At 46.4% G+C, this 14,360-nt stretch carries 15 protein-coding genes; 8 read left to right on the plus strand and 7 right to left on the minus strand.

Annotated elements, in window-relative coordinates; genetic code table 11:
* Positions 1-18: 18 nt before the first annotated feature.
* Positions 19-2,430 (plus strand): class I adenylate cyclase, encoded by a 2,412-nt coding sequence (locus HUB64_RS01075; RefSeq protein ID WP_173496189.1) that lies wholly within the window; start codon positions 19-21, stop codon positions 2,428-2,430.
* An 83-nt stretch (positions 2,431-2,513) separates the two neighbouring features.
* Here HUB64_RS01075 and cyaY read toward each other — a convergent pair whose 3' ends face one another.
* Positions 2,514-2,843: an iron donor protein CyaY gene (cyaY, locus tag HUB64_RS01080; protein WP_105250439.1), complete on the minus strand. Its 330-nt coding sequence runs from the start codon at positions 2,841-2,843 to the stop codon at positions 2,514-2,516.
* A gap of 79 nt (positions 2,844-2,922) precedes the next feature.
* Between cyaY and HUB64_RS01085 the strand changes: the two genes are divergently transcribed.
* The 7 genes from HUB64_RS01085 (at position 2,923) to HUB64_RS01115 (ending at position 8,347) form a co-directional block, all read left to right on the plus strand.
* A complete protein-coding gene (locus tag HUB64_RS01085) occupies positions 2,923-3,114 on the plus strand; it encodes a lipoprotein (RefSeq protein ID WP_173496190.1) in 192 nt (63 codons plus the stop codon).
* A 57-nt stretch (positions 3,115-3,171) separates the two neighbouring features.
* A complete protein-coding gene (lysA, locus tag HUB64_RS01090; RefSeq protein ID WP_173496191.1) occupies positions 3,172-4,416 on the plus strand; it encodes a diaminopimelate decarboxylase in 1,245 nt (414 codons plus the stop codon).
* A 76-nt stretch (positions 4,417-4,492) separates the two neighbouring features.
* Positions 4,493-5,320: a diaminopimelate epimerase gene (dapF, locus tag HUB64_RS01095; protein ID WP_105250436.1), complete on the plus strand. Its 828-nt coding sequence runs from the start codon at positions 4,493-4,495 to the stop codon at positions 5,318-5,320.
* Positions 5,317-5,946 carry a DUF484 family protein gene (locus HUB64_RS01100; RefSeq protein ID WP_173496192.1) on the plus strand — a complete coding sequence of 210 codons (630 nt, stop codon included), beginning with the start codon at positions 5,317-5,319 and terminating at the stop codon, positions 5,944-5,946. The genes dapF and HUB64_RS01100 overlap by 4 nt, the downstream gene beginning before the upstream one ends.
* A gap of 57 nt (positions 5,947-6,003) precedes the next feature.
* Positions 6,004-6,924 carry a tyrosine recombinase XerC gene (gene xerC / locus HUB64_RS01105; RefSeq protein WP_131523372.1) on the plus strand — a complete coding sequence of 307 codons (921 nt, stop codon included), beginning with the start codon at positions 6,004-6,006 and terminating at the stop codon, positions 6,922-6,924.
* Positions 6,924-7,655, plus strand: coding sequence for an HAD-IA family hydrolase (locus HUB64_RS01110; RefSeq protein ID WP_173247944.1), 732 nt, complete (start codon positions 6,924-6,926; stop codon positions 7,653-7,655). Before xerC ends, HUB64_RS01110 begins: the two co-directional genes overlap by 1 nt.
* A gap of 113 nt (positions 7,656-7,768) precedes the next feature.
* Positions 7,769-8,347 carry a HupE/UreJ family protein gene (locus HUB64_RS01115; protein WP_105250432.1) on the plus strand — a complete coding sequence of 193 codons (579 nt, stop codon included), beginning with the start codon at positions 7,769-7,771 and terminating at the stop codon, positions 8,345-8,347.
* A 29-nt stretch (positions 8,348-8,376) separates the two neighbouring features.
* Here the strand turns inward: HUB64_RS01115 and HUB64_RS01120 are convergent, their stop codons facing one another.
* The 6 genes from HUB64_RS01120 to HUB64_RS01145 form a co-directional block, all read right to left on the minus strand.
* Positions 8,377-8,880: a helix-turn-helix domain-containing protein gene (locus tag HUB64_RS01120; protein ID WP_105250431.1), complete on the minus strand. Its 504-nt coding sequence runs from the start codon at positions 8,878-8,880 to the stop codon at positions 8,377-8,379.
* A 132-nt stretch (positions 8,881-9,012) separates the two neighbouring features.
* Positions 9,013-9,768, minus strand: a complete 756-nt coding sequence (gene ric, locus HUB64_RS01125) for an iron-sulfur cluster repair di-iron protein (RefSeq protein WP_173247940.1) — start codon at positions 9,766-9,768, stop codon at positions 9,013-9,015.
* Positions 9,769-10,084: 316 nt separating this feature from the next.
* On the minus strand, positions 10,085-12,166 hold the full coding sequence (flhA, locus tag HUB64_RS01130; protein WP_173496193.1) for a flagellar biosynthesis protein FlhA: 2,082 nt from the start codon (positions 12,164-12,166) through the stop codon (positions 10,085-10,087).
* A gap of 15 nt (positions 12,167-12,181) precedes the next feature.
* Entirely contained in the window at positions 12,182-13,312 is a 1,131-nt protein-coding gene (gene flhB / locus HUB64_RS01135; RefSeq protein WP_173496194.1) for a flagellar biosynthesis protein FlhB, read from the minus strand.
* Positions 13,309-14,088, minus strand: coding sequence for a flagellar biosynthetic protein FliR (fliR, locus tag HUB64_RS01140; RefSeq protein WP_168825895.1), 780 nt, complete (start codon positions 14,086-14,088; stop codon positions 13,309-13,311). Before fliR ends, flhB begins: the two co-directional genes overlap by 4 nt.
* A 1-nt stretch (position 14,089) precedes the next feature.
* On the minus strand, positions 14,090-14,359 hold the full coding sequence (locus HUB64_RS01145) for a flagellar biosynthetic protein FliQ (RefSeq protein WP_006083412.1): 270 nt from the start codon (positions 14,357-14,359) through the stop codon (positions 14,090-14,092).
* Position 14,360 lies beyond the last annotated feature (1 nt).

A 14,360-nucleotide genomic window follows, 5' to 3' on the forward strand; every position in this document is an offset into this window, starting at 1 on the left:
TAAGTGTTGTGTTTTTGAATGGATCGGCAAATACAGTTTCCTGATATAGCAGAAAGACTTAATAAGGTACGTATTGCACGCGCCCTAGCTTTGCTATCGCCGTTACAAAAACACTTATTCCATTTGATCCCCTTTTTAATTCACCAGAACGGTGTTCAGTATCCTGGCTATCATGCCGCCAATACGCCCTGTGGAATCAACGAGTATCAGGTTGGTGAGACTGAGTCCCAGGCCTGCGATGTGTTCTCGCTGCCTTTTACTACTCAAGAAGCGGATATCAATGCCTTTGAAGGCGTTTATGCGATGGGGAGTACTGGCAGTTTTGGCCAAAATGCCAAGAGCGATGTCGATGTTTGGTTAGTACATAGGGCTGATCTGTGTTCTGAGGATTTGGCGCTAATCAAGATTAAAGCGACTCGATTGACTGCTTGGTTTGCCGAGTATCAGTTTGAGGTGAATTTTTACTTAGTTCATCCGCAGCAGTTTTGTGGCGGTAAAGCCGTTCGTGGATGTCAATCCGCAATGGCCCATGAGCATAGCGGTAGTATGCAGCATTGGCTATTACTTGAAGAGTTTTATCGCAGCCAAATTCGTTTGGCGGGTAAAACAATTGCATGGTGGCCAGACGCTAAACTCAATCCTGCGCTCTTGTCCTTAGGCGATGTACATGAATTACCTGCGAGTGAGTACTTTGGTGCTTCGTTATGGCAGCTCTACAAGGGCTTAGAAAAGCCCCATAAGGCGCTGATTAAAGTATTGCTACTCGAGGCTTATGCCAGTGATTATCCCCATTCAACTCTGCTTTGTGATCACTTATGGCAGAAAACGCTCGCCGGTGATTTTTCGACTTCGAATGATGCCTATTACTCTATCTATGAGATTATCGAAACCTATTTACTTAAGCAGAATGATACTCGCCGACTAGAGATAGTGCGGCGCTGCTTCTATTTAAAATGTGGCGTGCACTTGAGTCGAACCCAAGAGGGCAAAGATTGGCGTTATCCTAAATTGCAAAAGCTGGTGCAGGATTGGCAATGGCCAGATAGTCTGATTAGCACTTTAGACAATTGTGAACATTGGCATAGTGGCCAGCTCAATTGGTTTAACGAGCAACTGAATGAACTGTTATTAGCGAGCTACCAAACTTTACTACGTTTCGCATCGACACATGAGTTAAATGAAGGTTTGCGGATCGAAGATTTGGGAATGCTGACTCGCAAGTTGCATACCTATTTTAGTCAAGATGAAGACCAAATCGCTAAGCTGAATCTGCTGTGGAGTGCTTCAGTCGCTGAGTCCGAAGTGACTATGGTCTCAAGCTCCCGCGAGCGTCAATATTATCTGTATCGACAAGGGCCTCAGCCACAAAATTTGTTAGGCGAGTCGGCAATATGTAAGGGGAAAACCCCTTCAGCCTTAATGATCTGGGCATGTTTAAATGGGATCTCGACGCCGAGTACTCAATGGCATGAATATGGTCAGAGTAAGGCAAAGTCGAAACGGCTTACCGAAGCTTCTAAGCGGTTACTGAATTTTATCGACCACGATTGGCGTGTATCTAAACGTGACTTATGCCAGCCATGGCATTTTCGTAAGCTGATTTTCGTACTCAATCTGGATTGCGATCCCACCATTGAATGGCAAGGACAGGAAATGATGGTCGATGTGATGAATGCGAACGTGTTCTCACTCGGGCGTAAAAAAGCCAATATGCTTGGTGCGTTAGATGCCATTTGCTTGAATAGTTGGGGTGAATGGCAGTGTCATCGCTTCGAAGGCGATACCGCGGTATTGCAAGCCTTAGCCTTTGTGACGCCGGGGCTAAGACGAGCCAGTTTACCTGTGGATATGGATGTGATCAGCTGTTCACAGAAGTTACGCCCACAGCTTAAATTAGCAGTGAAAAATCTACTAAAACAAACTATGCGTTTGTGCCAACAAGTGCAGCAATCCAGCACCTTAGTGCAGCCACTACAGATAAGCCGTACTCGCTATGGGATCTTTTTTAATCCTTTAGGCATGGCCTATCAGGACTTGAGCGATGCCAAGTCATTTTATCAACAGTTATCCCGCAGTCATCTTGTACTATTGCCGCGGCCTGAATTAGGTGACGATCCCTTTTCGAGTATGCCGAAAGTGGTGCAAAACTATGCAGCTAAAGGCGCGATTCAGTATTTTCTACGCCAACGGGTCGATAACTTGGATGTATTTATCCTCGATGAGGAAAATCAACTAAGCCATTACGTGCAGGCGGGATCAAACATGGCCGAGTTGGTAAATAAAGTGAGCCATCACTATGTGTTCGATGAGCATTATGCTTCACGGGCCAGGTTTAATATTCCGCAATTTTTCCATTTAGTGCGGGTAGCCGGAGAGTTAACGGTGGCGCCTTTCGGTATCGATGTTAGCGATCAAGACACTGAGTTTTAGCTGGTTTTTAACATAAAGAATGGGAGCCAAGGCTCCCATTATTGTTTTGTACTATTACGGTTTTGCACTACGACAGGCTTAGATTAGAAGCTAAGCTTAATGCCGCCTTGGCGCTCGATAGACTCTTGCACGAATGGCATAAATTCGCCGCCATTTCGTCCGTCCATCCATTTACCTTCAACAAAACCAAAGTGATATCCACCAAAGCGTGTGGCGACCCAAATCTCATGCAAAGGTTCTTGCTTGTTGATCACTATCTTAGAGCCATCAACAAATTCTAATTGCAATACGTTGCCACTGGCATCGATATCAAGATCGGCATCTTGCTCATCAATCGCAGTTTCAATCGCATTTTCTATGGCTTGGAACATGTCATCGGCGAGCTGGTGAAATTCTGTATCTGTCATGGCCATGCATTTCTGTCCTTTGCTTTCGTCAAGATGGGTGCGATTATAAGGCCATTAGTCACCAGATGCACAGATGTTGAGAAAAATGAGACTGTTTTTATTGTTATTGCTTGGTAGCCTATTCATTACTGCATGCGGCCAGAAGGGCCCCCTCTATCGATCTCCGGCCACAGAGGTGAATCAGCCTAAAAAGGTTGAGGCGTCTAAACCTGATCCTGAAGTAGAAGAGATTAAAACCGAAATTCGAGCCATCGAAGTACAAAAAACACAACAATAATAGCAGCTATAACTATCATCACTATCGCAGCGATAAAGCGCAGTAAGGAATCAGACATTGGATCACTTTCTCTACCAACAAAATGCCCTGCACGCCGAAGGCTGCCAGGTCGCCGACTTAGCTCAAACCTATGGTACGCCGCTGTATATCTATTCCCGCGCCACGCTAGAGCGCCATTGGCATGCCTTTAATAACGCCGTGGCAGATCATCCACATTTGATTTGTTACGCGGTTAAAGCTAATTCGAACTTGGCCGTACTGAATGTGCTGGCACGTTTAGGCAGTGGTTTTGATATCGTTTCGGGTGGTGAGTTAGCAAGAGTGATTGAAGCGGGCGGCGATCCCGCTAAAGTGGTGTTCTCTGGCGTGGGTAAAACTGCGACCGAAATGGAACAGGCACTTAATCTGGGCATTTATTGCTTTAACGTCGAGTCGAGCGCCGAGCTTGAGCAGTTAAATTTGGTCGCAGGTCGTTTAGGTAAAGTGGCGCCAGTTTCCTTGCGAGTCAATCCCGATGTGGATGCGGGGACTCATCCCTATATTTCGACTGGCCTTAAAGAAAATAAATTCGGTATCGCTATGGATGAGGCCGAAACCGTCTTCGCCCGTGCCCATGCTTTACCACATTTAAAAGTGAAAGGTGTCGATTGCCATATCGGTTCGCAATTGACAGAAATTCAACCTTTCCTCGATGCAATGGATCGTATGCTAGCGTTGATCGATCGTCTGGCTGAACAAGGTATCGTCATTGAGCATTTTGATGTGGGTGGCGGTTTAGGTGTGACCTATGATGCTGAAACTCCGCCGCATCCTGATGTGTATGCCGCCGCCATATTGGCGCGTATGGGCGACCGTCAACTTAAGCTGATCTTCGAACCGGGCCGTGCGATTGCCGCTAATGCGGGGATTTTTGTTACTCAGGTGCTGTATCTGAAAGAAAACAGCGACAAGCGTTTTGCGATTGTCGATGGCGCGATGAATGACTTAATTCGCCCAGCACTTTACAGCGCATGGCAAAATATTATCCCAGTCGTGCCAAGGGACTCTGAGGCCTATGAGTTTGATATTGTTGGTCCAGTGTGCGAAACCGGTGACTTTTTAGGTAAAGATCGCAAGCTGGCTTTAGTGGCTGGGGATTTACTTGCTGTGCGTTCGAGTGGTGCCTATGGTTTTGCGATGGCCTCTAACTACAACACGCGTCCTCGTGCGGCCGAAGTCATGGTCGATGGTGAGCACGCTTTCTTAGTGCGTGAGCGAGAAAAATTGTCTCAGCTCTGGCAAGGTGAGCAACTCCTGCCGTAAACTAGAAAAATTATATTGATTCAGGCGCTTGGTTTCATACTTAATGAGCGGCGCCTCGGCTTAAAGGATAAGTATCTTGATCCAATTCACTAAGATGCACGGACTGGGTAACGATTTTATGGTGGTCGATGGGGTCACGCAGAACGTGTTCTTTTCGCCTGAGCAGATCCGCCGTTTAGCCGACCGTAACTTTGGCATAGGTTTCGATCAATTACTGTTGGTTGAGCCGCCCTATGATCCCGATTTAGATTTTCATTATCGCATCTTCAATGCCGATGGTACTGAAGTCGAACAATGCGGTAATGGCGCCCGCTGTTTTGCCCGCTTTGTACGCAATAAAGGATTGACCAATAAGAGTAAAATCCGTGTTAGCACTTCATCAGGTAAGATGACTCTGCGTTTAGAGCGAGATGGCACCGTTACCGTGAATATGGGCGTGCCTATTCTTGAACCAAGTCTAATCCCCTTTAAAGCCAAGAAAGCCGAAAAAACCTATTTACTGCAAACACCACTGCAAACCTTTTTATGTGGCGCGGCTTCTATGGGCAATCCCCATTGTGTGCTCGACGTTGAAGATGTGGCGAGCGCCGCTGTTGCTGAAATTGGTGCCATGCTCACTAAGCATGAGCGCTTTCCCCGTGGTGTGAATGTGGGATTTATGCAAGTAGTGGATTCGGGCCACATTAAGCTGCGGGTGTATGAACGTGGCGCGGCCGAAACTTTGGCCTGTGGCACTGGCGCGTGTGCGGCCGTGGTTGTAGGCCAAGTGCAAGGGAAGCTCGGCCAGCAAGTGCGGGTGGATTTACCCGGCGGTACTTTAACCATCAACTGGGAAGGCGAGGGGAAACCTTTGTGGATGACGGGTCCAGCGCAGCATGTTTACGATGGACAAATTCAGTTATGACAGAGCCCTTGATGCCGCAGACGAATGTGCCCTTTGATGAGTTGATTATTCGCGAGTATCTGCTTGATAATCCTGATTTTTTCAATCGCTATCCCGAGCTATTGCTGGCAATGCGTCTGCCCCACCTGGAGCGCGGCGCCATCTCTTTGGTGGAACGTCGTCAAGAAATGCTACGCCAGCGAGTCAGCCAGTTGGAAGAAGAGATCACCAGTCTGTTAACGATGGCGGCGCGCAACGAGAAAATTTACCAATTCAATACTGAGTTATCCTTCCAACTACTGAATTGTGCCGATCTAGTGTCACTCAAAGAAATCTTAGCCGACAGTTTAAAATTACAGTTTAATTTCAGTCATGTGCGTTTGATCAGCGTTCTCGATGCCGATATGAAGGCAATATGGGATCAAAGGCTGCATAAAGGTCACTATTTTGGTCGGCTAACGCAACAAGAAGCCAAACGGTTATTTGGTAGCGAAGTGGGCTCGGTGGCACTGACTAAATTGTCGGAAGACAACCCAGTGATTTTTGCCATTGCTAGTCAAGATGTCACCCATTTTCATCCTGATATGGATAACATGCTGCTGGAACAGTTGCGGCGTTTACTGGCGCATATGCTTGCAAAGCTGTAACGGTCGTTGAGCTATAGTGCTCACCCAAAGCTTAGCAAAACCCACGAGGAAACCGATATGAGTACGCAAACAGGCGAAGTGTCGGCATTAAATACTCAATGGTTACAAACCTTTGAACGTTATCTGAGTACCGAGCGACAGTTGTCTGCCCATACAGTACGGAATTACCTTTACGAGCTTAATCGCGGTAGCGATCTCTTGCCCGAAGGCGTGCATTTACTCAATGTGAGCCGCGAGCATTGGCAGCAAGTGTTAGCCAAATTGCACCGCAAAGGTTTAAGCCCGCGATCGCTTTCTCTGTGTTTATCGGCGGTAAAACAATGGGGTGAATTTTTGCTGCGCGAAGGCGTGATTGAGCTTAATCCCGCCAAAGGCTTAAGTGCCCCCAAACAAACCAAGCCTCTGCCGAAGAATATCGATGTCGATGCCATCAGTCATTTGCTGGACATTGAAGGTACAGATCCGCTGAGTCTGCGTGATAAAGCCATGATGGAATTGTTTTATTCCAGTGGGTTACGTTTAGCGGAACTTGCCGCGCTCAATTTATCCAGTGTGCAATACGATTTGAAAGAAGTGCGAGTCTTAGGTAAAGGCAATAAGGAGCGTATCGTCCCTGTCGGTCGTTTAGCGATTACTGCGCTGCAGAATTGGCTCAATTGCCGAAAGCAGATCCCCTGTGAAGATAACGCCTTATTTGTGACTGAAAAAGGCAAGCGACTTTCCCATCGCAGTATTCAGGCGCGCATGGCTAAATGGGGTCAAGAGCAGGCATTATCGGTGCGAGTACATCCTCATAAGCTGCGTCATTCCTTTGCCACTCACATGTTAGAAGCGAGCGCCGATCTGCGGGCGGTGCAAGAATTATTGGGTCATGCGAACCTAGCGACCACGCAAATTTATACCAGTTTGGATTTCCAACACTTAGCTAAGGTGTATGATAACGCCCATCCTAGAGCGAAAAAAACACAGGATAAATAATGCGTTGCTATCTTAGACCTCAACATATTCAAGCGATCAGTTTCGATCTCGACGATACCCTGTACGACAATCTGCCGCATATTTTAAATGCCGAAGCTGAGCTGGCGACGTTTCTGTTGCAGACTTATCCATTGTCGCAGGCGTGGCAACCCCATGATTGGCGCAGGCTAAAGCTGCAACTTTTGCAGCAAAATCGCGAACTTGCCCACGATACTAGCGCAGCCCGTTTGGCAACGCTTCGCCAAGGTCTAATACAATTAGGGTATTCGGCGACTGAAGCCGAACGCGGCGCCGAGCAAGGATTAGCATGCTTTTATTTTTACCGCAGTCATTTCCAAGTGTCTGACGAAGTGCTCTTATTACTCAAGCGCTTATCGCAGCATTTTAGATTAGTCGGGATCACCAATGGCAATGTGGACGCCGAGCGAATTGGTTTAGGGGAAATTTTCGAGTTTGTGTTGCATCCAGGTAATGGCGTGCATATGAAACCCGCTAAAGACATGTTCGAATTGGCCTGCTCGCGATTAAACATTGCACCGCAATATTTACTGCATGTTGGCGACAGTATGAATGCCGACGTTCGTGGTGCTCGATTGGCGGGGTGTCAGTCTGTGTGGCTAAATCCCAGTTTTGGTCGAGTCGATTCCTTACCGATAGCCGCCTTGTTGCCCCATTTAGAAATAGCCTCCCTCGACGCTTTGATAAAAGTATTGGCTATCGACGCAAACTAGCTTAGCGTGCATTTTTAATCTGTATCTTTGGGTGATTGAGATCAAGGTTTGCCAGCCAAATTTGCACTAAAGTTAAGTTTTATATCACTAAAGTCACTGACTAAGGCTATTTTATGGCGCGTATCGGGTTGTTATTACTGCTCACTTTATGTTGGATCGCGCCGGTATCGGCCCATGAGATCCATTCAGGTGGCGGTTTCATGTCGGGTTTTAATCATCCCGTATTGGGCTTCGATCACTTGCTGGCTATGTTGAGTGTGGGCATGTTGAGCACCCAGCTCGGTGGCCGCGCGATTTGGACTGTCCCCTTAGCATTTGTCACCTTTATGTTAGTGGGCGGGATTTTAGGCTTATACGCCATTGCCGTTCCCTTCGTTGAAATTGGTATCGCCCTTTCTGTATTGTTGCTCGGCCTTGCCATCGCTTTTGATCGCCAAATCCCATTGCTATTCGCCATGGCCTTTGTGGGCGTATTCGCGATTTTCCACGGGCATGCCCACGGCGCAGAAATGCCGGAATTGGCTAGCCCAGTCCTGTATGCCCTAGGATTTTTATTTGGTACAGCAGTCATCCATTTAGGCGGAGTAATGATAGGCCTTGGAATGCAGCGGATGACAGGGCAACGCAATTTAATGCGCGTTACTGGCGTAGCGATTGCGGCCATGGGCGGCTATCTATTAGCAGGTTTTTAACGTAATAACAGGATGTTAGATTTACTGGATTAACGTGCCTTGAGTTGCTTCATGCAAAGATGGGCGCGGCGTAGCAGTAGATTGACTTGCCGACGGCTCGCGTGCATGTCGGCATCTCCCACCCTAAAATAACTCCCAGTGTAAGGATCGCTGCCTACGTAGATAGGTTTTAGCTGCTCAGGCGCCAGCGGTACGCGGATACGAATCAGCTTTTTATTCATAATTTCAATAATCTGCACATCTGAAATCGCTAAAAGATTGTGACTAGTGCGACTCGGGTCATCGAGTATTTCCCAAAATTCTTGTAGAACAGGAAGCGGGTTGGGAATGCCTTCAATACTGAAATGGCCACGTTCTTCGCGTACCCCTAGGATGATTTCGCCACCCAAAGTATTGGCAAAAGAGCTATAAGTCGCCCAAATGTCTTCGGGTAATTGACCTTGGCCATCGCGGCCACCTGCGAGTTTAAATTCTACTTGGGCCGATTCGTGCAAATTGGCAATATCATCGAGTGCAAATGATTGAAATGTCATGGCAGCTTATCCGTCAGCGACACATGACTTGTTGTAGCACGTCAACAATTGAAAGGCCAGACTTAGGTCTGGCCTCAAGGTTAAGCGGAAAATCTGTAATTTGGAGCCGCTACGGGATAAACATTTAATCAATTATTGAGTCAGACCCAATGCCTTAGGAAAAAGAATATTGTTTTCTAAGTGAATATGCTGATGTAAGTCCGCCTCAAATTCCGCCAGAGTGGCATAACAAACACGCCATGTAGTGCACGCATATTCAGGTGGTGTGAAGTCGTTAGTGAGCTCGTGTAATTTTTGTAAAATCAAACCGACTTCTTCATGCTCATGTTGCATCGCATTGATGGGGTTGCCAATATGACCAAAGCAAGCCTCAACCTGCTCTCCATGACTCATGGCGCGGATCGCCGGAAACAGTATTTTTTCTTCCTTCATTAAATGCGGCATTAAGTCTTCAACTAAGGCTCGTACCCATCCCGCAAAGGGAACGATTTCGGCATAGTGCTCACCGTGAGCGCGAATCATTTTCTCGGAATACTCGACCAATAAAGGGGCTTGTTCGCGCACGTATTGATGGTGCGTTGATTCTATATATTCGATAAGTTGATCTAAGGGTAATTGATTTAATTCATCTTCTTTGCCACCAGTAAGTGTTGCGGCATTTAGCGCAGCAACCACTTTTGCGGGATCTACATCTGCACGCTCACAGGCGACCGCCAGTGATTTACCCCCGCCACAACAAAAATCGATACCAAATTGACTAAACACATGTGTGCGGCGAAAGTCTTCTGCCACTAGCTCACCAATTTTTCGTTCTAGCCAATGATTGTGTTGAGAATTAAGCCCATGGGGTGGGAGTTGTGCATCTTTTGAGACAGAAGTAGCAGACATGAGTAGCTCCAGAGCAGCAATAAAGTTACATTCATATTATTTGCAGCTTTGGTTTGTGGCAACTAATCCTGACTAAAATACTCAGGATTTGCCGATGATGTCACAGTTAGACGAGCGAAATATCTCTTAAGGAGTAGAAGGGTATTGCTTTGATTGGAAATGAGATTGGAGCTGTGAGTTATCAATATTCTATAGGAGGTATGCAGTTGTGGTTTGCTGAGAGGCTTAGTTTGTTGTGATGAGCGATGCAGTTAAGTTAGAGAGAGGTGTGTTGCACCTCTCTCAGCGGGTCTTGCTAAGCTACTGTGAGTAATGATTACCCGAGTTGTCCCGCAATCATAAGTTCTTTTGTTTCAGGGACTTCATTATAGGATAAAACATGAAGTCCACGGGCGAATGCTAATGCATAACGCGCGAGGAAAGGCCTGAGTTGTGGAGAAACAAGTAGGATAGGGTTATAGCCTTTCTCTTTTGTCTCCGCGAGTAATTGGGGCATTCTTTGTTGTAGCTGCGCCAGTAGATTAGGTTCGATAGGGAAACTATCCAATGCAACTCTGCCCTGTTGCTGCGATTGATTTAACGCTGTCATTAAGGTTTGTTCTAATTCTGCGGTCAGAGTGAGTACATTCAACTGCGGACTGCTGCCTGCGATTTGATGCAAAATACTATTGCGTAAAGCGCAGCGCACATCGGCGGCGAGTAGAACGGGATCTTTGGTTTGCTCGCTGCATTCCAGCAAGGTCGTTGCTATGGTGCGTATGTCTTTTAGCGGCACTTGCTCTTTGAGTAACAAGCGGAAAACTTTGAGTAACTGAATGGGGGTTAAACAGGTACTGAGTGATTCCGCCAGTTTGGGGGCTTGCTTACTGAGCCTGTCAGTTAATTGCATAATATCATCATGTTGCAATAATTCAGGCAGTGATTCGCGCAATAACTTACTGACATGAGTGGCAATGATCGTGGCATTATCGACGACCGAATAACCTAAATTGAGTGCTTTGGCTTTTAGTTCAGGCGTAATCCAAATCGCATCCATTTGGTAAGCGGGTTCCTTGGTTAAAATCCCATCAATTTTGCCGTACACAGGACCACTTTTTATTGCGAGCAGCAGATCAGGTTCTAATTCGGCGATAGCCACTTGAGTGCCCATAAAGTTAATTTGGTATGCATGTGGTGCTAAAGCTAGATTGTCGCGCACTCTCACTTCCGATAGCAGAAATCCGATTTGTTCTGAAAGAGTACGTCTGATCCCTGTTAGGCGTTTTTGTAATTCTGCTCCTTTGGTTTTTTCGACTAGATGAACCAATCTATAACCTAATCGTACTTCGATGATGTCGGTAAAAGGCAGGGATTCCCAGCTTGGCGCTGAAGGTTCTGTCAGGCTGGTTTCTATGAGTTCTTCAGTTTTCTCTTCAGTAAAGGAGGCCTTATTCTGGTTTTGTTTCCACGCAGCAAAGCCTAGTAGTATTGCAAAAGATAAAAATACCAGTGCTGGCATGCCTGGGGTGATACCGAGAATCGCCATCACAATGGCTGCAGTGGCTAAGGTTCTAGGGTTAGCCAGTAACTGTCGACTCAATTGGGTCGGCATTTCTTCTGCATCGGATACCCTAGTCACAATAATTGCGGCAGCAGTGGCGAGTAGTAATGATGGAATTTGTGCAACTAGGCCATCACCAATGGTTAATAACGCATAGGTTTTAAAGGCTTCTGCAGCACCCAGATCATGCATAAAGATGCCTATGCTGATCCCGCCAATAATGTTGATGGCTAAGATCAAGAGTCCTGCGATGGCATCCCCTCTCACAAATTTTGAGGCTCCATCCATGGAACCATAAAAGTCTGCTTCTCTGGCGACATCTTGGCGACGTAGGCTGGCTTGTTCATGTGTAAGTGTGCCAGCATTGAGATCGGCATCGATCGCCATCTGTTTACCCGGTAGAGCATCCAATGTAAATCGCGCCGATACCTCAGAGATCCGCTCGCCACCCTTAGTGATTACAACAAAGTTAATAATCATTAGAATTAAGAAGATAACAGCACCGACGACATAGTTTCCGCCAATGACGACTTCACCAAAGGCTTGGATCACTTTACCCGCAGCATCGCCTCCTTCATGACCTTCAATGAGTACTACGCGCGTCGATGCAACGTTTAAGGTCAAACGCATTAAGGTCGCAAGGAGCAATAAGGTTGGGAATACAGAAAACTCTAATGGTCGCCGGATCGAGACGCTCACCAGCAGCACCATGACGGCAAGGACGATGTTAAATGTAAACAAAATGTCCAGTAGCCATGCAGGCAGCGGTAAAATCACCATTGCCAGAATAGCGAGCAGCATGACTGGAATGCCGATATAGCTGTAATTTCCTGAAAAGGTGCGAGAAAGCCAATTCATAGGTTAAGCAATCCTTTAATCGTGACGTAAATTAGGGGGAATAAAAAAATGTGGTAAAGGCTCAGGTTTCTGCTGTAAGCCCTTACGAGATGCTTTTATTTGCATGACATAACTTAATACGTGCGCTATGGCGATAAAAAGGGCACTGGGTATCTGTTGATCGACTTGCGTTGAATGATAAATAGCCCGCGTGAGCGGTGGGATATCAATAATTTCAATATCATGTTTTTTAGCGAGTTCTCGCATATAGAGGGCGAGTTCTTCGGTGCCTTTAGTGATGACGTAAGGCGCATCCGCTAAGTCAGGATTGTATTTTAATGCCACGGCATAGTGAGTGGGATTAACCAAGAGAACATCCGCTTTTGGAATGGTGGTATCTGCCCTAGAGCGAGCCATTCGTTGCTGTATTTGGCGGATTTTAGCTTTAATCTCTGGCTTACCCTCTTGCTGGGTATGCTCGTCTTTGACCTCTTGGCGTGACATACGTAATTCTTTGCTGTTATGCCAATATTGGTAAGGCACATCAATAAAGGCGATCACGAGCAGCCCAGTACCAAGATAAAACATGCCTTGCGACAGTAGATTGATGCCATCACGAACCGCTTCATCAATAGGGCGTTGATTGTAGCTAAGTAGTTCTTGTAAGTGACCATTCAAGAAAACCAACATAATTCCGATCAGTAACACAATTTTTAGGCATGACTTGAGTAACTCAACAAGAGATTGAGCGGAAAATATTCTTCCGACACCGGCAAGAGGATCGATTCGACTGTACTTAAAATTAGCATTTCCAAAATTAAATATCGGCCCCCCAGGTAAGGCTCCTGCAACTGCGGCCAACAGAGCAACCATGATGAATAGTGGGCCTAAGATGCTTAGCATTTCGACTAGGCTGGCGCCAAGATGGCGCATCATGATGTCAGGTTGAGCTAACTCTGCCCGCGTGAGCAGCATATTGTATTTAGCTAATCCACTGACTCTCGTCGCAAACCAATCCGCATTACTGGTCAGCATGGCAGAGCAACCAACGACCAGTGCTGCGGAGGCAAGATCTTTAGAGCGTGGAACTTGGCCTTCTTCTCTCGCTTTACGCTTTTTCTGCGGTGTAGCTTCTTCTGTTTTATCTTGTTGGGGCGTTTTACTCATGAGATCCCTCCGATAAATTGGTACATTGCAGTTAATGCGTCTAAGCACAGATCACTGTAACGAGTTGGAATGCCGCTTAACGAAAGGAAGACGCAAATTAAGCCCATCAACAAGGTCATGGGAAACCCGAGCGAGAAGATGTTTAATGACGGCGCAGCACGGCTTAATACACCAAAAGTGATGTTAACCATTAACATGGCGAGTACTGCGGGTATGGCGAGCATCAGCGATGCAGCAAATAGCCAGCCCATTCGACTAACCAATCCCATTAGCGGTAAGTCAAAAATCCCATTCCCAATTGGCCATAAACGAAAGCTATCAACAATGATGTTGAGACCGACTAAATGACCGTCAAGAGCCAGAAAAATCAATGTACCAAAGATTTGTAACCATTCACTGAGAATGGGGTTGGTGTCGCCATTAGCAGGATCGTTCATCACCGCCATCGCTAGACCCATCTGCATCGACATAATAGTGCCAAGCATGGTCATCACATGGATTAAAATGGTTAAAAATAGCGCGAGCATAAATCCAATCAGTAGTTGTTCTATGGCTAAAAATAATGATCCAAGCGAGAGCGCATCGACAGCGGGAACGGGTGGCAGCATAGGTGCAATAAGCGCTGCAATACTTAAGGCAAGAAAAATTCTTACTGTTGCAGGCACATAAGAATTACCTAACAAGGGCATTATCATAAATGCCCCCATGATCCGGCAGAATGGCCACCAAAGGCTGCCGATTAACATGCTGAGTTCGGTTGAGGTGAGGGAAAGCATATCAACCGATAATATGAGGAATATTCATAAACAGCCTGTCAAATAAATCACTTAGCTGTTGTATGAGCCAATGGCCTGAAAACAGAACCATAAGTAGAGTAATGATAAGCCTTGGCAGAAAACTCAAGGTTTGTTCATTGACCTGTGTCGCAGCCTGAAATACCGCAACGATTAAGCCTAGAATGAGTCCCGGTGTCACCAACACAGAAACCATGATGATGACGAGAAACATTGAGTCAGCAAAGAGCGAGGTCAGTTCATTGATGTCCATC

Origin of the sequence: Shewanella sp. ISTPL2, assembly GCF_013283205.1 — a bacterium.
Lineage (GTDB): Bacteria > Pseudomonadota > Gammaproteobacteria > Enterobacterales > Shewanellaceae > Shewanella > Shewanella oncorhynchi.